General features: G+C 73.4%; 12 protein-coding genes. 8 read left to right on the plus strand and 4 right to left on the minus strand.

What is annotated here, in order from left to right; genetic code table 11:
* The first annotated feature begins 22 nt into the window (after positions 1–22).
* The 6 genes from ACLIN4_RS11360 to ACLIN4_RS11385 all read left to right on the plus strand — a co-directional run bounded on the left by ACLIN4_RS11360 (position 23) and on the right by ACLIN4_RS11385 (position 7,178).
* The gene (locus ACLIN4_RS11360) at positions 23–1,261 is read left to right on the plus strand and encodes an NAD(P)/FAD-dependent oxidoreductase (RefSeq protein WP_107479033.1); all 1,239 of its coding nucleotides are present in this window, start codon (positions 23–25) and stop codon (positions 1,259–1,261) included.
* A complete protein-coding gene (gene nirB / locus ACLIN4_RS11365) occupies positions 1,261–3,876 on the plus strand; it encodes a nitrite reductase large subunit NirB (protein ID WP_411575738.1) in 2,616 nt (871 codons plus the stop codon). The genes ACLIN4_RS11360 and nirB overlap by 1 nt, the downstream gene beginning before the upstream one ends.
* Entirely contained in the window at positions 3,873–4,223 is a 351-nt protein-coding gene (gene nirD / locus ACLIN4_RS11370; RefSeq protein WP_043373180.1) for a nitrite reductase small subunit NirD, read from the plus strand. The genes nirB and nirD overlap by 4 nt, the downstream gene beginning before the upstream one ends.
* A gap of 106 nt (positions 4,224–4,329) precedes the next feature.
* On the plus strand, positions 4,330–5,277 hold the full coding sequence (locus ACLIN4_RS11375; protein ID WP_289903342.1) for an SMP-30/gluconolactonase/LRE family protein: 948 nt from the start codon (positions 4,330–4,332) through the stop codon (positions 5,275–5,277).
* A 126-nt stretch (positions 5,278–5,403) separates the two neighbouring features.
* Entirely contained in the window at positions 5,404–6,558 is a 1,155-nt protein-coding gene (locus ACLIN4_RS11380; RefSeq protein WP_269955724.1) for an alkaline phosphatase PhoX, read from the plus strand.
* 152 nt (positions 6,559–6,710) lie between these two features.
* Positions 6,711–7,178, plus strand: coding sequence for an excalibur calcium-binding domain-containing protein (locus tag ACLIN4_RS11385; RefSeq protein WP_411575739.1), 468 nt, complete (start codon positions 6,711–6,713; stop codon positions 7,176–7,178).
* Positions 7,179–7,300: 122 nt separating this feature from the next.
* On the opposite strand, the gene ppdK is transcribed toward ACLIN4_RS11385, so the two are convergent.
* Positions 7,301–10,021 (minus strand): pyruvate, phosphate dikinase, encoded by a 2,721-nt coding sequence (ppdK, locus tag ACLIN4_RS11390; RefSeq protein ID WP_100046982.1) that lies wholly within the window; start codon positions 10,019–10,021, stop codon positions 7,301–7,303.
* A 481-nt stretch (positions 10,022–10,502) separates the two neighbouring features.
* On the opposite strand from ppdK, the gene ACLIN4_RS11395 reads away from it, so the two are divergent.
* Positions 10,503–12,302, plus strand: coding sequence for a CDP-alcohol phosphatidyltransferase (locus ACLIN4_RS11395; protein WP_290014924.1), 1,800 nt, complete (start codon positions 10,503–10,505; stop codon positions 12,300–12,302).
* Here ACLIN4_RS11395 and dusB read toward each other — a convergent pair whose 3' ends face one another.
* Positions 12,303–13,469, minus strand: a complete 1,167-nt coding sequence (gene dusB, locus ACLIN4_RS11400; protein ID WP_100046984.1) for a tRNA dihydrouridine synthase DusB — start codon at positions 13,467–13,469, stop codon at positions 12,303–12,305.
* A 107-nt stretch (positions 13,470–13,576) separates the two neighbouring features.
* Here dusB and ACLIN4_RS11405 point away from each other — a divergent pair, with 107 nt between their 5' ends.
* The gene (locus tag ACLIN4_RS11405) at positions 13,577–15,016 is read left to right on the plus strand and encodes an MFS transporter (protein WP_411575740.1); all 1,440 of its coding nucleotides are present in this window, start codon (positions 13,577–13,579) and stop codon (positions 15,014–15,016) included.
* Between the two features lie 109 nt (positions 15,017–15,125).
* Here the strand turns inward: ACLIN4_RS11405 and ACLIN4_RS11410 are convergent, their stop codons facing one another.
* Positions 15,126–19,505, minus strand: a complete 4,380-nt coding sequence (locus ACLIN4_RS11410) for a cation-translocating P-type ATPase (RefSeq protein ID WP_307652855.1) — start codon at positions 19,503–19,505, stop codon at positions 15,126–15,128.
* A 9-nt stretch (positions 19,506–19,514) separates the two neighbouring features.
* On the minus strand, positions 19,515–20,312 hold the full coding sequence (locus tag ACLIN4_RS11415; protein WP_290014860.1) for a hypothetical protein: 798 nt from the start codon (positions 20,310–20,312) through the stop codon (positions 19,515–19,517).
* Positions 20,313–20,468 lie beyond the last annotated feature (156 nt).

Genomic DNA, 20,468 nt, shown 5'->3' on the forward strand with positions numbered 1-20,468 from the left:
CCCGCACCGCACGCTCGGTGCCATGACCTCGAATACGCGTGTGGTGGTGATCGGCGCCGGACTGGCGGGCGTCACGCTCGCCCGGCGGCTCGGTGAGCTCGGCACGCCCGCGCTGGTCGTCGGCGACGAGGAGCACCGCCCGTACAACCGGGTACTGCTCGCCGAGGTGCTGGCCGGACGGTACGGCCCCGAGGTGGTCGCCCTGCCCGCGCCGGCCGGGCTGCTGCGCGGCCGGGTCACCGGCATCGACCGGGCCGGGCGGACCGTCCGCTGCGCCGACGGCTCCGTGATCGCATACGACACGCTGGTCCTGGCCACCGGCTCCAACGCCGTACTGCCGCCGCTGCGCGGCCTGTTCACCCCGGGACGGGAGCTGCCGGAGGGCGTGCACGCGTTCCGGACGATGGACGACTGCCTGGCACTGTCCAAGGCCCTGCGGCCGGGGGTGCGGGCGGTAGTCGTCGGGGGCGGCCTGCTCGGGGTGTCCGCCGCCCGCGCGCTGGCCGTGCGCGGCGCGCAGGTCGTCCTCGCCCAGCAGTCCGAGCGGCTCATGGAGTGCCGGCTCGACCCGGCCGCCTCCGCGCTCGTCCGGCGCCATCTGGAGGACCTCGGTGTCGAGGTGCACACCGAGTGCCGGGTGCGGGACGTGCGGAGCGTGGGCGGGGCGGTGCGGTCGGTGGAGATGGCCGACGGGTACGCCCTCGGCGCCGACCTCGTCGTCCTCGCCTGCGGGGTCCGCCCGCGCGTCGGCCTGGCGCGGGAGGCGGGCCTGGAGGTCCGCACGGGCGTGGTGGTCGACGACGAGCTGCGCACCGCCGACCCGCACATCCGCGCGATCGGCGACTGCGCCGAGCACGCGGGACGGGTGTACGGGCTGGCCGCCCCGGCCCTCGAACAGGCGGGCGCGCTCGCCGGACTGCTCGCCGGGGACGGCACCGCCGCCCGCTACACCGGCACCCGCTCGCTGACCCGGCTCACCCTCGCCGGTCCGGACCGCCCCTCCGGGCCCGGCAGCCCCTTCGACCTCGCCGCGTTCGGCGAGACCGACCCCCGCCCCGGCGACGACGTCGTGCAGCTCACCGACGCCACCCGGGGCACCTACCGCAAGGTCGTCGTCCGTGACGACCGGCTGGTCGGCGGGGTCCTGGTCGGCGAACTCGGCACCGTCGGCGCGCTCGCGCGCGCCTGGGAGGGAGCAGAGCCGCTCCCGTCCGACGGCGGCCCCCTGCTCCACCTGCTCACCCACGACGGAGGCTCCTGATGACCACCGACCCGGGGACCGCCCCCACCATCGTCCTCGTCGGCCACGGCATGGTCGGCCAGCGCTTCCTGGAAGCCCTCGCCGAGCGCGGCCTGACCGCCACGCACCGCGTGGTGGTGCTGTGCGAGGAGCCGCGCCCCGCCTACGACCGCGTCCAGCTCACCTCGTACTTCTCGGGGCGCACCCCCGAGGACCTGTCGATGACCGACCCGGCCTTCATCGCCGAGCACGGCGTCGAACTGCGCGTCGGCGACCCGGCGGTGACCGTCGACCGGGACGCGCGCACGGTGACCGCACGCTCCGGACTGGTCGTCGGCTACGACGTGCTCGTCCTGGCCACCGGCTCCTACCCGTTCGTCCCGCCGGTCCCCGGCAAGGACGCCGAGGGCTGCTTCGTCTACCGGACGATCGAGGACCTGCTCGCCATCGAGGCGTACGCGAAGACCGCGACCACCGGCGCGGTGGTCGGCGGCGGGCTGCTCGGGCTGGAGGCGGCCGGCGCGCTCAAGGGGCTCGGACTCACCTCGCACATCGTGGAGTTCGCACCCCGTCTGATGCCGGTCCAGGTCGACGAGGGCGGCGGCGCGGCGCTGCTGCGCACCATCGAGGAGATGGGCCTGTCCGTCCACACGGGCGTCGGCACCCAGGAGATCGTGGTCGACGAGGCGACGGGTGCCGTCACCGGCATGAAGCTGTCCGACGGCTCCGAACTCGCCACCGACCTGGTGGTGTTCAGCGCCGGTGTCCGCCCCCGGGACCAGCTGGCCCGCGACTGCGGTCTCGCGGTCGGCGAGCGCGGCGGCATCAGCGTCGACGAGCAGTGCCGCACGGTCACCGACGAGCGGGTGTTCGCGATCGGCGAGTGCGCGCTGGCCGCCGACGGCCGGGTGTACGGGCTGGTGGCGCCCGGGTACGAGCAGGCCGAGACGGCCGCCGCGACGATCGCCTCCGACGAGGCCTCCTTCACCGGCGCCGACCTGTCCACCAAGCTGAAGCTGCTCGGCGTGGACGTGGCCTCCTTCGGCGACGCGCACGGCACCGCCGAGGACTGCCTGGACGTCGTCTACTCGGACTCCCGCGCGGGCCTGTACAAGAAGCTGGTCATCGGCCGCGACGGCACGCTGCTCGGCGGCATCCTGGTCGGCGACGCCGAGGCGTACGGCACGCTGCGCGCCTTCACCGGCTCGGTACCGCCGGTCTCCCCCGAGTCCCTGGTGCTGCCCGCCGGAGCCGGGGCGCCCGCCCAGCTCGGCCCGTCCGCCCTCCCCGACGACGCGGTGATCTGCTCCTGCCACAACGTCACCAAGGGCACCATCCGCGGCGCGGTGACGGAGCACTCCTGCACCACCGTGCCCGAGGTGAAGAAGTGCACCAAGGCCGGCACCGGCTGCGGCTCCTGCGTCAAGGTGCTCGGCCAGCTGGTCACCGCCGAGCTGGAGGCGAGCGGCGTCGAGGTCGACAAGGGCCTGTGCGGCTGCTTCGCGCAGACCCGCGAGGAGCTGTACGAGATCGTCCTCGCCCTGCGGATCACCTCCTACCGGGAGCTGCTGGACCGGCACGGCCGCGAGGGCGCCCGGGGCGGCGACGGCTGCGAGGTCTGCAAGCCGGCGGTCGGCTCGATCATCGCCTCCCTCGCCCCGAGCATCGGCGCCAGCGGCTACGTCCTGGACGGTGAGCAGGCGGCCCTCCAGGACACCAACGACCACTTCCTGGCCAACCTCCAGAAGAACGGCTCGTACTCCGTCGTGCCGCGCATCCCCGGCGGTGAGATCGCGCCGGAGAAGCTGATCGTCATCGGCGAGATCGCCCGGGACTTCGGGCTCTACACGAAGATCACCGGCGGTCAGCGCATCGACATGTTCGGCGCCCGCGTCGAGCAGCTGCCGGTGATCTGGGCCCGGCTGGTGGACGCCGGCTTCGAGTCGGGGCACGCGTACGGCAAGTCGCTGCGCACGGTGAAGTCCTGCGTGGGGCAGACCTGGTGCCGCTACGGCGTCCAGGACTCGGTGCGCATGGCGATCGACCTGGAGCTGCGCTACCGGGGGCTCAGGTCCCCGCACAAGCTCAAGTCGGCGGTCTCGGGGTGCGCCCGCGAGTGCGCCGAGGCCCAGTCGAAGGACTTCGGCGTGATCGCCACGTCCAACGGCTGGAACCTCTACGTCGGCGGCAACGGCGGCGCCACCCCGCGCCACGCGGACCTGCTCGCGCAGGACCTGTCCGACGCCGAACTGGTCCGCCTGATCGACCGGTTCCTGATGTTCTACATCCGCACCGCCGACAAGCTGGAGCGCACCTCCACCTGGCTGGAGCGCATCCCGGGCGGCCTGGACCACGTACGGGACGTCGTCGTGCACGACTCGCTCGGTATCTGCGACGAGTTGGAGACCCTGATGCGGGCCCACGTCTCGCACTACCGCGACGAGTGGGCCGAGACCATCAACGACCCGGAGAAGCTGGCCCGGTTCGTGTCCTTCGTGAACGCGCCCGACACCCCCGACCCGGTCGTGGGCTTCGTGCCCGAGCGCGACCAGATCAAGCCCGACCTGCCGCTGCTGGACATCGGCCTGCGGCGCCCCTCGGAAGACGACCTCCTGGAAGGAAGCACCCGGCGATGACCCTGGCACCCGAGACGACCGACCTCAAGGTCCTGCTGCGGCTGACGGACGACTGGTTCACCGCCTGCGACCTCGGCGCGCTGCTCCCGGGCCGGGGCGTGGCGGCCCTGCTGCCGGACGGCGGCCAGGTGGCCCTGTTCCGCGACCGGGGAGGCGAGCTGTACGCCATCGACAACCGGGACCCGTTCACCGGCGCGGCGGTCCTCTCCCGCGGCCTGACCGGCACCCACCGGGGCCGCCCCTTCGTCGCCTCCCCGCTGCTCAAGCAGCGCTTCGACCTGGCGACCGGGGTGTGCCTGGACGACGAGGCGGTGCGGGTGGCGACGTACGAGGTGAAGGCGGCGTAGGCCGCGCCGGACTGTCGGTTTCCTGTCGAACCCGGCCGCCCGGTCGAGTTCGGCGGGGCGGTCGGGTTTCATCGAGTCCCCGTCCTTCTCCCACGGAGGTCGCACCATGACTCGCAACCGTCCCCGCCCGTCCCGGCGCACGGTGCTCGGCGGTGCCGCCCTGGCCGCGCTCACGGTGGCCGCCGGCCCCGGGCCGGTACAGGCCGCCACCCCGGGGCGCGCCTGGCCCACGGAGTTCCCGCTGCCCGACGGCTGGCTGCCCGAGGGCATCGCCATCGGGCGCGGCCCGTACGCCTACCTGGGCTCGCGCGCGAACGGCGCCGTCTACCGCGCCGACCTGCGCACCGGTGCGGGCCGGATCGTCCACGAGGGCGGCACCGGCCTCGCGGCCATCGGCCTGAAGCTGGACGACGACGGGCTGCTGTACGTCGCCGGGGGCGGCGGCGGAACCGCGCGGATCGTCGACGCCCGCACCGGCAGGCTGCTGCACACCCACCGGCTCACCGGGGCCACCGGCCACTTCGTCAACGACGTGATCCTGCACGGCGACCGCGCCTGGTTCACCGACTCGTACGGGCCCGTCCTCCACGGCGTCCCGCGCGGTCGGCGCGGCGGCGTGCGCACCCTGGAGCTGACCGGCGACTGGGAGCAGACGCCGGACGTCATCAACGCCAACGGGATCGTCACCACCCCGGACGGGGGTGGCCTGATCGTCGTGCGGAGCACCCCGGGCGAGCTGTACCGCGTCAGCCTCAGGACCGGCCGCGCCACCCGGATCGGGTTGGTCGGCGCGGACGACGTCGTCAACGGCGACGGCCTGGTCCGCGTCGGACGCACGCTGTACGTCGTCCAGAACCGGCGCAACCTGGTCAGCGTGTGGGACCTGGACGCGCGGGCCGGCCGGGCGACCCTGCGCCGTACGATCACCGATCCCCGCTTCGACGTCCCCGCCACGGCCGCCCGCTTCGGCGACCGGCTCTATCTCGTCAACGCGCGCTTCACCAGCCCGCAGACGCCCGAGACGACGTTCACGGCGGTGGCCGTGGACCGGTGAGGGAGCACGCCGCCCGGCCGTCACGGATTGTCCATGCACCGTCAACCGAGCCGCTCTAGGGTCCGTAGCCGAACGCTCCCGCCGCCGACCGGCGGCGGGCCCCGGTCAGGACACCCGGAGGCAGCAGTGGAACGTCGTACCCTCCTGCGCACGGCCGTCGTCGGCGGCTCGGCCGTGCTCGGCGGAGCCCTGTGGCGCGGTGCCGCGCACGCCGCCCCCGCCCAGCCCGGCGGCGGCCCGTACGGGGCGCTCGGAGCACCCGACGCCAACGGCATCCGACTGCCCGCCGGCTTCACCAGCAGGGTGATCGCCCGTTCCGGCCAGAGGGTCGCGGGCACCTCGTACACCTGGCACAACGCCCCGGACGGCGGCGCCTGTTACGCGGACGGCTCGGGCTGGATCTACGTCTCCAACTCGGAGATCAACCCCTCCGGCGGAGCGAGCGCGGTGAAGTTCTCGGCCACGGGGACGATCACGTCGGCGTACCGGGTGCTCTCCGGCACCCGGCAGAACTGCGCGGGCGGCCGGACGCCGTGGAACACCTGGCTGTCCTGCGAGGAGGTGGACCGCGGCTACGTCTACGAGACCGACCCGTGGGGCGTGAAGGCCGCGGTGCGGCGGGACGCCATGGGCCGCTTCAAGCACGAGGCGGCGGCGGCCGACCCGGTCCGCGAGGTCGTCTACCTGACGGAGGACGTCAGCGACGGCTGCTTCTACCGCTTCCGCCCCACGACCTGGGGCGACCTCTCCTCCGGCACGCTGGAGGTGCTGGTCGCGGGCTCGGCCACCAGCGGCCCGGTCACCTGGGCGAAGGTGCCCGACCCGTCCGGCGCCACGGCCACCCGCAACCAGGTCTCCGGCGCCAAGCGGTTCAACGGCGGCGAGGGCTGCTACTACGCGGACGACACCTGCTGGTTCACCACCAAGGGCGACAACCGCGTCTGGCAGTACGACGCGGCCGCCCGGACCATCGAGCTGGCCTACGACGACTCCCTGGTGACGTCCGGCACGGCCCCGCTGACCGGCGTGGACAACGTCACCGGCAGTTCCTCCGGCGACCTGTTCGTGGCGGAGGACGGCGGCAACATGGAGATCTGCGTGATCACACCGAGCGACGTGATCGCCCCCTTCCTGCGCATCGACGGCCAGTCCGGCTCGGAGATCACGGGCCCGGCCTTCTCGCCCGACGGCACCCGGCTGTACTTCTCCAGCCAGCGGGGGACGAGCGGCAGCTCTTCCGGCGGGATCACCTACGAGGTGCGCGGACCGTTCCGGGCGTAGCCCGCCGACGGGCAGCCGGGAGACAGCGGAGAGCTACCGTCCGGTCACATCACGTTCTCATCACGAGTCCTTCATATCTCCACCACACCCTGCTCACCTCAATAGCTTCGTCACCTCACGTCCGCTCCACCACACCATTCCCGGGACTCCTGATGAAGCTGCTCCGCAAGCCCGCCGCCGTCGCCCTGGCCGCGGTGGCCCTGGCCGCCCTGCCCGCCGCCGCCCAGGCGCACGACGGCAACCACCCGTTCGAGAACTGCACCGAGGCCTACGACGCCGGGTACTCCAACATCAAGGAGGGCGACGAGCACTACGGCGACCACCTCGACCGCGACAAGGACGGCGTCGGCTGCGACAAGCCGCCCGCGGGCTTCGTACCCGCCGACGACAAGGACTCCGGCGACAAGGACTCCGACGACGCGGCCGGCTCCGGGGACTCCGGGAACGCGGAGAACTCCGGCGGCGGCGAGGAGGCCGTCGGGCAGCAGGGCACCGACCTCGCCGAGACCGGCGGCGACGACACGACGCCGTACATCGCGGCGGGCGGCGCGGCCGTCGTGCTCGCCGGCGGCGGACTGCTGCTGGCCGCGCGTCGGCGCCGGGGCAACGGCGCCGGCTGACGAGAAAGGCGGCACCCCCGCACAAGGGTGCCGCCTCTTCTCGTGGACCGGAGCCGCCGCCGATCGGTGAGGGTGGTCGGGTGACAGACGGCGGCTCCGGGGACTGGGCCCCGCTCAGGGGGCTATCGGTGGTCGCTGCCCTTCGACTGCGACGCCGCCCGGCCCGCCTCCAGGCGCGCCACCGGGATGCGGAACGGGGAGCAGGAGACGTAGTCCAGGCCCACCTCGTGGAAGAAGTGCACCGACTCCGGGTCGCCGCCGTGCTCACCGCAGACGCCGAGCTTCAGGTCGGGGCGGGTCTCGCGGCCGGCCTTCGCGGCGGCGGCGACCAGGGAGCCGACGCCGTCCTTGTCGATGGTCTCGAACGGGGAGACGCCGAAGATGCCCTTCTCCAGGTACGCCGTGAAGAAGCTGGCCTCCACGTCGTCGCGGCTGAAGCCCCACACGGTCTGGGTGAGGTCGTTGGTGCCGAAGGAGAAGAACTCGGCGGCCTCGGCGATCTGACCGGCGGTCAGCGCGGCGCGCGGCAGCTCGATCATCGTGCCGATGGACAGCTTGAGCTTGGCGCCGGTGGCCGCCTCGACCTCGGCGATGACCTGGTCGGCCTCGTCGCGGACGAGTTCCAGCTCCTGGACGGTGCCGACGAGCGGGATCATGATCTCCGCCCGCGGGTCGCCCTTGGCGGCCTTGCGCTCGGCCGCCGCCTCGGCGATCGCCCGCACCTGCATGGTGAACAGGCCGGGGATGACCAGGCCGAGACGGACGCCGCGCAGGCCCAGCATCGGGTTCTGCTCGTGCAGGCGGTGCACGGCCTGGAGCAGGCGCAGCTCGTTCTCGTGCGGCTCCTGGCGGGACTCGGCGAGCGCGACGCGCACCGACAGCTCGGTGATGTCGGGCAGGAACTCGTGCAGCGGCGGGTCCAGGAGGCGGACGGTGACCGGGAGGCCGTCCATCGCCTCGAACAGCTCGACGAAGTCCTGCTTCTGGAGCGGGAGCAGCTCCTTCAGGGACTCCTCGCGCTCGGCCTCGGTGTCGGCCAGGATCAGCCGCTCGACCAGCTCGCGCCGGTCGCCGAGGAACATGTGCTCGGTGCGGCACAGGCCGATGCCCTGGGCGCCGAAACGGCGGGCGCGCAGCGCGTCCTCGGCGTTGTCGGCGTTGGCGCGCACCCGCAGCCGGCGCTTGCGGTCGGCGAAGGCCATGATGCGGTGCACGGCCTCGACCAGCTCGTCGGCGTCCTCGGCGCCCGCGTGCATGCGGCCCTCGAAGTACTCGACGACCGGCGACGGCACGACGGGGACCTCACCGAGGTAGACCTTGCCGGAGGAGCCGTCGATGGAGATGACGTCGCCCTCCTCGACGACGTGCCCGCCGGGCACGGTCATCCGGCGGCGCTTGGTGTCGACCTCCAGCTCCTCGGCGCCGCAGACACAGGTCTTGCCCATGCCGCGCGCGACGACGGCCGCGTGGGAGGTCTTGCCGCCGCGCGAGGTCAGGATGCCCTCGGCGGCGATCATGCCGTCCAGGTCGTCGGGGTTGGTCTCGCGGCGCACCAGGATGACCTTCTCGCCCGAGCGGGACCACTTCACCGCGGTGTACGAGTCGAAGACCGCCTTGCCGACCGCGGCACCCGGCGAGGCCGCGATACCCCGGCCGACCTTCTCGACCTTGGCGTCCTCGTCGAAGCGCGGGAACATCAGCTGCGCGAGCTGGGCGCCGTTGACGCGCTGGAGGGCCTCGGCCTCGTCGATCAGGCCCTGGTCGACGAGCTGGGTGGCGATGCGGAAGGCCGCACCCGCCGTGCGCTTGCCGACGCGGGTCTGGAGCATCCACAGCTGGCCGCGCTCGATGGTGAACTCGATGTCGCAGAGGTCCAGGTAGTGGTTCTCCAGCGTCTCCATGATCTGCATCAGCTGGTCGTACGACTTCTTGTCGATCTGCTCCAGCTCCGCCAGCGGGACGGTGTTGCGGATGCCGGCGACGACGTCCTCGCCCTGGGCGTTCTGGAGGTAGTCGCCGTAGACGCCCTGGTGGCCGGAGGCGGGGTCGCGGGTGAAGGCGACACCGGTGCCGGAGTCGGGGCCGAGGTTGCCGAAGACCATGGAGCAGACGTTGACGGCGGTGCCGAGGTCGTGCGGGATGCGCTCCTGGCGGCGGTAGAGCTTGGCGCGCTCGCCGTTCCAGGAGTCGAAGACGGCCTTGATGGCGAGGTCCATCTGCTCGCGCGGGTCCTGCGGGAAGTCCCGGCCGGCCTCGGTCTTGACGATCTTCTTGAACTTGGTGACGAGCTTCTTGAGGTCGGCGGCCTCCAGCTCGGTGTCGACCGTGACCTTCTTGGCCGCCTTCGCCGCCTCCAGCGCCTCCTCGAAGAGGTCGCCGTCGACGCCGAGGACGGTCTTGCCGAACATCTGGATCAGGCGGCGGTAGGAGTCCCAGGCGAAGCGGTCGTCGCCGGCCTGCTTGGCCAGGCCCTGCACCGACTTGTCGGAGAGACCGATGTTGAGGACCGTGTCCATCATGCCGGGCATGGAGAACTTGGCACCGGAGCGGACCGACACGAGGAGGGGGTTGTCGGCCTGGCCGAGCTTCTTGCCCATCTTCGCTTCGAGGGCGTCGAGGTGCGCACTCACCTCGTCACGCAGTGCCGTCGGCTCCTCGCCACTGTCGAGGTAGGTCTTGCAGGCCTCGGTGGTGATGGTGAAGCCGGGAGGAACCGGAAGGCCCAGGTTGGTCATCTCGGCGAGGTTGGCGCCCTTGCCGCCGAGGAGGTCCTTGAGGTCCTTGTTTCCCTCGGTGAAGTCGTAAACGAACTTCGTTACCTGGGGATCTTTGTTTTCCGACACGGGTCTCGACTCCTCGAGGACGCGGTGGCTGCCCTGACGGCGAGGAATGTACCCAGATCAAAGGCACCTGGGTACGTCCACTTGCGCGTTATGCGCCTGTAACCACTCGTCCGCCAGCGGATCGAAAGTCAAGGCTTGGCAAGCGACCGACGGCTTGTGTTTTCACTTCTTGAACGAATGAATCCCCGGAGCGCACGAGCGCCGCTCACTTGAGCGTCATTCGCCACGTTTGAGTTCGATCGATGAACGATCATGGTATGGCACTCAGTGCCACCCCTTGGAGAAGTGGAACCGCCCAAGATCCGCTCATCTGAGCGTGACCTCTATCAGAGGTGGCGAGAATCACGCTGCCACAGGCCGCCGGATTTCACCATGCGGACCGGTGAACGGACCGCTCGCGGCGCACGTACGACAGGGTGCGGCGGACCCGGCCCCCTCGCCGGGTCCGCCGACCACCGGGTTACGCACGGAAGGACTCCGGGTGCCTGTCAGCACGCCTTTCCACCGGCCGCCGCGGAGCGCCGACGCCCCCGCCACCCCCGACACACCCGCCCCAGCCGCACATACGCCCCTCAAGGCCCTCCAGGCCCGCCTGGCCCCCTGGCGCGCCCGGCTCGACCGCCGGCGCGCCTGGCGCACCCGTCACCCGCGCACCGCCCTCGTCGTCCGCCGCACCACGACCGCCCTCGCCGCCGCGCTCGTGCTCGGGGCCCTGCTGCTGCCGAACAGCTTCGCCGCCCTCGAACCCAACCGGTTCGCGCGCATCCCGGCGGAGGCGGTCATCGGGGCGGTCCTGCTGCTCTGCCTGCCCCGCGCGGCCCGGTTGGCGGCGGCTGCGCTCTTCGGGACCGTCCTCGGGGCGCTGACGGTGCTGAACCTGCTCGACATGGGCTTCACCGAGTACCTGGGCCGGGGCTTCGACGTCGTCCTGGACTGGGGGCTGCTGGACGACGCCCAGTCGTACGTGGCCGACTCGATGGGCGGGGCGGCGGCGACCTGGGCCGCCGTGGGCGCGGTCGCGCTGGCCCTCTCGCTGCTGGTGGCCATGGCGCTGGCGGTGGTACGGCTCGGCGAGCTGCTCGCCGCGCACCGGGAGCGGGCGGCGCGGGGCGCGCTGCTGGCGGCCACGGTGTGGATGACCTGCGTGGCACTGGGCGTACAGACCTTCGGGACGCGGGTCGCCACGACGAACGCGTCCGCCCTGCTTCAGGCGCAGGCGCACCGGGTGGTGGACACCCTGCGGGACGAGGCGGCGTTCGCGAAGGAGGCCGAGTCGGACCGCTTCGGCGCCACGCCCGGCGACCGGCTCGTGCCGGACCTGCGCGGCAAGGACGTGATCTTCGCGTTCGTCGAGAGCTACGGCCGCAGCGCCATCGAGGACCCGGTGACGGCGCCCGGCGTCGGCCGCGTCCTCGACACCGGCACGGAGGCGCTGGCCGATGCGGGCTTCCGGGCGCGCAGCGGCTGGCTCACGTCCGCCACGTTCGGCGGCAGCAGCTGGCTCGGCCACTCCACCTTCATGTCGGGCCTGTGGGTGGACAACCAGCAGCGCTACCGCACCGTCACCGCGAGCGACCACCTCACCCTCACGAAGGCGTTCGAGAAGACCGGCCACTGGGACACGGTCGGTGTCATGCCGGGCGTGCAGAAGGCCTGGCCGGAGGCGGAGTGGTACGGGCTGGACAAGGTCTACGACGCGTTCGACGTGGGCTACGAGGGCCCGAAGTTCAGCTGGTCGACCATGCCGGACCAGTACGCGCTGGAGGCGTTCCAGCGCCTGGAGCACGGCAGGGAGCGGGACCGGCCGCTGATGGCGGAGGTCATCCTGACCTCCAGCCACCAGCCCTGGGCGCCGCTGCCGAGGATGGTCGGCTGGGACGAGATCGGCGACGGCTCGGTGTACGGGGGCATCGAGGCGTCGGGCGTGGAGGCGGCCGACATCATCGCCGACTCCACCCGGTCGAAGCAGGAGTACGGCAAGTCGGTCGAGTACTCGGTCACCAGCCTCACCCAGTGGCTGGAGCGCTACGGCACCGACGACACCGTCCTCGTCTTCCTCGGCGACCACCAGCCGCTCGCCCGGGTCAGCGGCGACAGGGCGAGCCGGGACGTGCCCGTCTCGATCGTCGCCAAGGACCCGAAGGTGCTCGCCGCGGTCGACGACTGGAACTGGACGGAGGGCCTGGAGCCCGCCCAGGACGCGCCGGTGTGGAAGATGAGCGCGTTCCGCGACCGCTTCCTGACGGCGTACGGCTCCGTCCCGCACCCCACCACGGGCTGATCAGCCGCCGGAGGTGTCCAGCTCCGCGTCCTCGCCGACGCCCGCGCAGTCGTACGGGTCCTTCAGCCAGCCGTCGGGCAGGACGACGCGGTTGTTGCCGGACGTGCGGCCGCGGGGGCCGTCGGCGCCGGTGGGCCAGGGCTGGTCGAGGTCCAGCTCGTCCAGCCCGGCACGCAGTGCCTCCAGCGAGGAGGTGATGGCGAGCTTCTTGCGCATCTCGGAGCCCACCGCGAAGCCCTTGAGGTACCAGGCGACGTGCTTGCGGAAGTCGATGACGCCGCGCGCCTCGTCGCCGATCCACTCGCCGAGCAGGGTGGCGTGCCGCACCATCACGTCGGCGACCTCCCGCAGGGTGGGCCGTACGTAGGCGTCGGTACGTCCCTCGAAGGCCGCGACGAGATCGGCGAAGAGCCACGGCCGCCCCAGGCACCCGCGCCCGACCACGACACCGTCGCAGCCGGTCTCCCGCACCATGCGCAGCGCGTCCTCGGCGGACCAGATGTCGCCGTTGCCCAGCACGGGGATCTCCGGGACGTGCTCCTTGAGGCGGGCGATGGCGTCCCAGTCGGCGGTGCCGCCGTAGTGCTGGGCGGTGGTGCGGCCGTGCAGGGCGATGGCGGTGACGCCCTCCTCGACGGCGATCCGGCCGGCGTCGAGGTAGGTGAGGTGGTCGTCGTCGATGCCCTTGCGCATCTTCATGGTGACGGGCAGGTCGCCGGCGCCGGTCACGGCCTCGCGGACGATGGCCCGCAGCAGGTTCCGCTTGTACGGGAGGGCGGAGCCGCCGCCCTTGCGGGTCACCTTGGGCACGGGGCAGCCGAAGTTCAGGTCGATGTGGTCGGCGAGGTCCTCCTCCGCGATCATGCGGACGGCCTTGCCGACGGTCACCGGGTCGACGCCGTACAGCTGGATCGAGCGCGGCGTCTCGGTCGCGTCGAAGTGGATCAGCTGCATGGTCTTCTCGTTGCGCTCGACCAGCGCCCGGGTCGTGATCATCTCGCTCACGAACAGGCCCTTGCCGCCGCTGAACTCCCTGCACAACGTGCGGAACGGCGCGTTGGTGATCCCGGCCATCGGCGCCAGCACGACGGGCGGCGCGACGGTGTGCGGGCCGACCTGCAACGGCCGGGCGGGGGTGCTGGGGGCGGGCGTGGTGGGCGTGGACATTCCTCCATTGTCACGCACGCGGAGCAGTGCCCGCCGCGCCTGTGGACAGAGATCATGCATCGGTCATTAGTTAACCGCACTATCGAAATGCGCGTACGATGGCGCCCGTGCCCGAGCTCACCCACCGCCGACGCATGCTCGTGCTCGCCATCTGCTGCATGAGCCTGCTGATCGTGAGCATCGACAACACGATCCTCAACGTGGCCCTGCCCGCCGTGCAGCGCGACCTGCACGCGAACACGTCGGGACTCCAGTGGGCGATCGACGCCTACACCCTGGTGCTGGCCGCGCTGCTGATGCTCGCCGGCTCCACGGCCGACCGGATCGGCCGCAAGCGGGTCTTCATGACCGGCCTGGTGGTCTTCACCCTGGGCTCGCTGCTGTGCTCGCTGGCCCCGGACCTGTCCTCTCTGGTCGTCTTCCGGATGATCCAGGCGGTGGGCGGTTCCATGCTCAACCCGGTCGCCATGTCGATCATCACCAACACCTTCACCGACCCGCGCGACCGCGCCCGCGCGATCGGTGTCTGGGGCGCGGTGGTCGGCATATCCATGGCCGCGGGCCCGCTGGTCGGGGGCCTGCTCGTGGAGTCGGTCGGCTGGCGCTCGATCTTCTGGGTCAACCTTCCGGTGGGCCTCGCGGCCCTGCTCCTGACCCTGCGCTTCGTCCCCGAGTCCCGCGCACCGAAGGCCCGCCGCCCCGACCCGCTGGGCCAGCTGATGGTCATCGTGCTGTTCGGCTCCCTGACGTACGCGATCATCGAGGCGCCGAACGCCGGGTTCACCGCGGTGCTGCCGTTCGCCGCACTGGCACTGGCCGCCCTGCTCGGCCTCCTCCTGTACGAGCCCCGCCGCGCCGAACCCCTCATCGACCTGCGCTTCTTCCGCTCGGCGCCGTTCAGCGGGGCCACCGTCATCGCGGTCAGCGCCTTCGCCGCGCTGGGCGGCTTCCTGTTCCTGTCCACGCTGTACCTGCAGAACGTGCGCGGGCTGAGCGCCCTGCACGCCGGGCTGTGGATGCTGCCGATGGCCGTGCCGACCTTCCTGTGCGCCCCGCTCGCCGGGCGGCTGGTCGGCAGCCGGGGGCCGCGGGTGCCGCTGCTGATCGCGGGCGGCGCCCTGACCGTGAGCGGGGTCCTGTTCGCCGCCTTCGAGGCCGAGACCTCCGACGCCACCCTTTTCATCGGCTACGTCCTGTTCGGCGTCGGCTTCGGCTTCGTCAACGCCCCCATCACCGACACCGCCGTCTCCGGCATGCCCCGCGCCCAGGCCGGGGTGGCCGCCGCCGTCGCCTCCACCAGCCGCCAGCTCGGCCAGACGCTCGGCGTCGCGGTGGTCGGCGCGGTGCTGGCGGCGGGCGTGGGCGCCTCGTCGTACCGCGACACCTTCGTCTCCGCCGCCCGCCCCGGCTGGTGGATCCTGACCGCCTGCGGCCTCGCGGTCCTGACCCTCGGCGCCCTCACCACCGGCCACTGGGCCCACCGCACGGCGGAACGGAACGCGGAGCGGCTGGAGTCGGCGGAGGTGCGGGTGCCGTCACGCTCGTGACGGCACCTTCCCGAGGCAGGCCCGAAGCACGCCCCAGGAGCGCGGGGAACTGCGCGATCGGCCCCCGCTCACCCGCGGACGGCACTCGACCGCCCCGCGGGGAGCCCGCTCACGCGGAAGCGCTCCGCACCACCGCCGGCAGCCGCTCCGACACCTTCGGCCAGTACTTCACGACCGCCTCCTCCACCGCCGGCAGCGCCCGCTGTCCCGCCAGCGCCAGGACGATCGCCGCCGCCACGCCCGCCCAGGCCAGGGGACCCAGCGGCGTGCAGCCGAAGAGCTGGCTGGCGCCCGGCGTCTGGACCAGGGCGACCAGGGCGGCGGCGGAGCCCAGGGAGGTGACCTGGACCAGGCGGCTGCCGCGACGGTCGGCGAGGGTCTGGGCGAGCTGGGTGCCGACCACGGCGCACAGGGCCATCGTCGTGGAGCGGCGCCGCGTGCCCGGCGTGAAGCGGCCGAAGAGCCAGGCCGCGGTCGCGCCGAGGGCCGTGGTCATCGCCCGGTGCCGGATCTGGCGGATCAGCGGCTCGCCCAGCACCGCCGTGCCGAGCGGCGTGCCCGCGTCGTCCTCCTCCTGCTCGGGGTCGCCGGTCTCCGTGACCGCCACCGCCATCGCGGGGAAGAGGTCCGTGAACAGGTTGACCAGCAGCATCTGACGGGTGGACAGCGGGGCGGAACCGCCGAGCACGGTACCGAGGATGCCGAAGCCGACCTCGCCCGCGTTGCCGCCGATCAGGATGGCGATGGCGTCGGCGACGCTGTGCCACAGGGCCCGGCCCTCCCGCACCGCCTCCACCAAGACCAGCAGGTCGTCGCCGGTGACGACGAGGTCGGCGGCGTTGCGGGCGGCGGCCGAGCCGCGGGCGCTGATGCCGACGCCGATGTCGGCGGCGCGGATGGCGGCGGCGTCGTTGGCGCCGTCGCCGACCATGCCGACGACCCGCCCGGCGTCCCGCAGCGACTCGACGACCTGGAGCTTCTGCTCGGGCGCCACCCGGGCGACGACGTCCGCGTCCCGCAGCATCCGGGACCGCGCCGAACGGTCCGCCGCGGCGATCTCGTCACCGGTGACCACGACCGCGTCCTCGGGCCAGCCCAGGTCGACGGCGATGGCGTGGGCGGTCTGCGGGTGGTCGCCGGTCAGCACCACGGGCCGTACGCCCGCCTCGCGCAGCCCGTGCACCAGGGCCGGGGACGTCTCGCGCGGGACGTCGGACAGTCCGAGCATCCCCGTGAACTCCAGCTTCTCCGGCTCCTGTTCGAGGACGTCGGCGGCCTTCTCCCCCTTGCGCAGGGGCCGGCTGGCCACCGCGATGATGCGCAGTCCGTCGCGGGCCAGGCCGTGCGCCACCTCGGTGGCGTGCGCGGGCAGGTCGGCGCAGGCGGGCAGGACGGTCTCCGGGGCGCCCTTGACCACCAGTACCGGCGCCCCGTCGCCGTCCCGTCCGACGGCGGCGGCGTAACCGCGCGAGGTCTCGAAGGGCAGGCCCTCCTCCTGCGTCCACTCCGGGTCCGGACCGGCCGCGTCGAGCACCGCCTCGTCGGTGGCGTGGGTGGGTCGGGCGCCGTCGCCGTTGAGGCGGGGGCAGGCCCGCGCGGCGATCCGTACGGCGTCGGCGGCGTCCGGGTCGCCGGCCTTGCGGACCGTGCCGTCCGCACCCGCGACACGGGTCAGCCGCAGCTTGTTCTCGGTGAGCGTGCCGGTCTTGTCGAAGCAGATGGTGTCCATGCGGCCCAGCGCCTCCAGCGTGCGCGGGGTGCGCACGAGGACGCCGTGCCGGCTGAGCCGGCGGGCCGCCGCCAGCTGCGCCACGGTCGCCACCAGCGGCAGCCCCTCGGGCACGGCGGCCACCGCCACCGACACACCGCCGGAGACGGCCTGCCGGATCGGCGCCCCCCGCAGCAGCGAGAGACCGGTCACCGCGGCCCCGCCGGCCAGGGTGAGCGGGAGCGCCTTGCGGGTCAGCTCCTGGAGCCTGGCCTGCACACCGGCCGCCGACGGCGTGCGCGCGGCCAGCGAGACCGCCCGCGCGGCCTCGGTGTGCTCACCGGTGTCCACCACGACGGCCTGGGCGCGTCCGGCGACCACGGTCGTGCCCTCGAAGACCATGCAGTGCCGCTCGGCGACGGGCGCGTTCGTCACCGGGTCCACGCACTTGTCCACCGGCAGGGACTCGCCGGTGAGCGCCGACTCGTCGACCTCCAGGCCGTCCTCCCACAGCAGCCGGGCGTCGGCCGGCACGACGTCGTCGGCCTTGAGGTCGACGATGTGGCCCGGGTGGAGCTTGGCCGCGTCCACGACCCGGGGCTCGGCCGACGGGTCGTGCGTCTCCTCCTCGGAGACCCGCGCCTTCTGCTTCTGCTGGGCGAGCAGCCCGGAGAGCGCCCGCTCGGCCCGCAGCCGCTGGAAGCCGCCGACCAGCGCGTTCAGATCCAGCGCGCCGACGACGAGCAGCGCGTCCATGACGGAGCCGAGGATGGCCTCGGCCGCCGACCCGACCGCCAGCACCGGAGTGAGCGGGTCGTCCAGCTCGCCCCGCACGGCCTGCCCCAGCTGCCAGGTCCACTTCACCGGCGCGAGGACGGGCACACGGCCCGCCCGGTCGGCCGCCGCCTTCATCCGCGCCGTCAGCTGTTCGGCGAGGGACGGCTCCGGCTCCTTCTCCCGCGCCAGGCGTTCCCGTACTCCCGCGGGGTCCAGCGTGTGCCAGGCCACCCGCGCCCGGGGGTGCGGGGCTCGGGCCGCCGCCACACCCAGCGCGGCTCGCGTGCCGGAGAACAGGGCCGCCGCCGCGCTCACGTCGACGGGCGCGTGCCGCAGCCCGGACAGCGCCGAACCACCGCCCCCGCCGCCCTTCTTGCCCTTGCCACGCGCCTCGCCCACCGCCACCAGCAGCCCGGAGAGCGCGGCGCCGGACCGGGCCAGCGTCTGCGACCGGCGTCCGACCCCGCGGGCCGCGGGCACCGCCCGCAGCAGCCGCCACACGTCGGCGAGACCCTGCGGGGCGAGCACGTCCGCGCCCCAGGCCACCGGGGCGTCCCCGTCGGCCAGCGCGACGGCCACGTCCCCGCCGAGCAGCCCGGCCAGCAGCGACTCGTCGTCGCCGGGCCGGGGCCGTACGACGGTGATGACGCCGCCCTCGGGGCGCAGTTCGTCCACGACCTCCCGCAACGGCCGCTTGCCGCTGACCACCTGGTCCGCCAGGCCGGTGAAGTCGGCGAGCGCCGGGTCCTCCACCATCACCACGCGCAGGCCCGCGCGGCGCGCCGCGTCCAGCACGTCCTCCGTCCACGGGTCCGCGCCCGCGTCCGGCGCCCGCAGCGCGCTGGGGTGCAGGACGACCGTGGCGGCCATCTCGAGCTGCCGCAGCCGCTCGGGGTCGCGCACGAGCACACCGGTACGGGACAGCGCGGCGCTCAGTACGGCGTGGAAGGCGGCGGGCCCGTAGCGCGCGGCCTTGGGGGATCCGGCGAGCACCGCCTCGGCCGCCTCCGCCACGTCGTGCTTGACCAGCAGCGTCGCCGCCGCGCCCGCCACACTGCCGGTCGAGGCGTGGGCGGCGTAGTCCTGGGCCGGGGAGCTCTGCAAGGGCGGGCGCAGGGCGGGGTCGGCGGGCAGGCTGTCCCGTTCCGGGCGGCACAGTCGGTCGTGCACGACCTCGAAGGCCGCCGTGCGGGTCACCGCCTCCGTCAGCTGGCAGGTGCGCAACGCACCGTCGAGCCAGAGCGAGGTGGAGCTCTGTCCGGCGCCGTGGACGGCCGCGTTGGCGGCGGCCAGGGCCACGTCCATGCCGTGGGCGCCGAGCCGTTCGCGCAGCCAGGCCCGGAAGGCGGGGTTCTCGCGCAGCAGCGTCGCCACGGCCGTCACCAGGCGAGGGGTGGGCGGCAGCCCCATGCGGGCGCCGGCCATGGCGGCGGCGATGCCCAGGACGTCGGCGCCGAGGGCGGTCGCCGCGACGCGCACGGAGGCCGGGTCGCCGGGGTGGGCGAGCTCCTCCACCGGATCGCCCGGACCCGGTTGGTCCGTCCGGGTCAGTCCATGCCGTTCGGCGAGTTCGGTGGCCCGGTCCACCACCCGGTCGGTGAGCGCGTCCTCGGTGGCGGTCACCACCAGCCGGGCCAGGCCGGTGTCCCAGTAGGCGAGCGCTACGTCCGGGTGCTCGGCCAGGGCCGCCGCCACGCGCCTCGCGACGCGTTCGATGCCGCCGGCCCGGCGCACCTTCTCGGTCGCGGCCGGCCGCAGCGCGAGGTGCGCCCTGCTGCCGGCCCGCCAGTCCCGGGTGCTGCCGCCGCCGGGCAGCGCGGCGCGGGCGACCCGTGCCGCCCGCGCCGCGAAGTCCGCGCCGCGCACACCGGCCCGCGCGGTGCCCGCCACGGCACCGGCCGCGGCACCCACGGCGGGGGCGGTGCCGCGGGCGAGCAGCCGGGGTCCCGCGAGCACGAACCCGGTGACGGCGTCCTGGGAACGCGTCAGAAGTCCACCGACCATCGTTGTCTCTCAGCCCGCCTTCCGCGTGGACGTGGTTGTCTTCCGGCTCCGGCCGCCCGCGGTACCGGCGGACGCCTTGGCCTTGGAGGCCCCGGCCGTCGTCTTCTTGGCGGCCTTCTTGGCGGGGCTGGTGGCGGAGGCGCTCTTCTTGGCGGGCCGCCTGGCGGCGGTGCTCTTGGCAGCCGTGCTCTTCCTGGCGGCGGTCTTCTCGGCGGTGGTGCTCTTCTTCGCCGCGCTCGTCTTCGCCGTACTCGTCTTCGCCGCGCTCGTCCTCGCCGCGCTCTTCTTCGCCGCGCTCTTCTTGGCGGTACCGGCCTTCGCCGCGCTCGTCTTCGCGGCACCCCTCCTGGCCGCGCCCGACTTCGCGGCCGGGCTCTTGCGGGCAGCGGTCTGCGCGCCGGAGGTCTTCTTGGCGGTACTCCGCCGCGCGGGGGTCTTCTCCGCCCCGGCCGCTCCGCCCTCCCCCTTGCCTTCGCCCTTGTCCCCGCCCCCGCCGGAGCCTCCCGCCCCGTCCTGGATCACCCGGGCGGCCTCCGCCCCCGGCGACTCCTGCGGCCTCGGCCGGGTCAACCACGCCACCGCTCCCGCGGTCAGCGCGACCGGCCACTCCACCAGTCCGGCGATGCCCAGCACCCCGGCCCCCGTGTACACCACGGCGCGCCGCCCGCGGGGCGACACCGCTCCGATCCTGTCCAGGGCGCCCTCGGCGGCCCTCCCGACCGTCCCGGCGCCCGGCACCTTGCGCAGCGCGGAGGCAGCCGCGTGCAACGGCCGCGGGAGCGTCTGCGCCGACTTCTGCTCAGCCATGACTGTTCGTCCTCGCCCTGTGCGTGCTTGGAAACCCTGGGAACCTCACCTTCCGCATTTCTCCGGGTTCCCGCACTTCGGGCGCTCATCCCGGTGAAGTGGTCCGTGCTCGACGGGGGCTCGGCAGCCACGTCCGGGACATACGGTTCGTGGACG

This window comes from Streptomyces mutabilis, assembly GCF_046628145.1.
GTDB classification, from domain to species: domain Bacteria; phylum Actinomycetota; class Actinomycetes; order Streptomycetales; family Streptomycetaceae; genus Streptomyces; species Streptomyces mutabilis.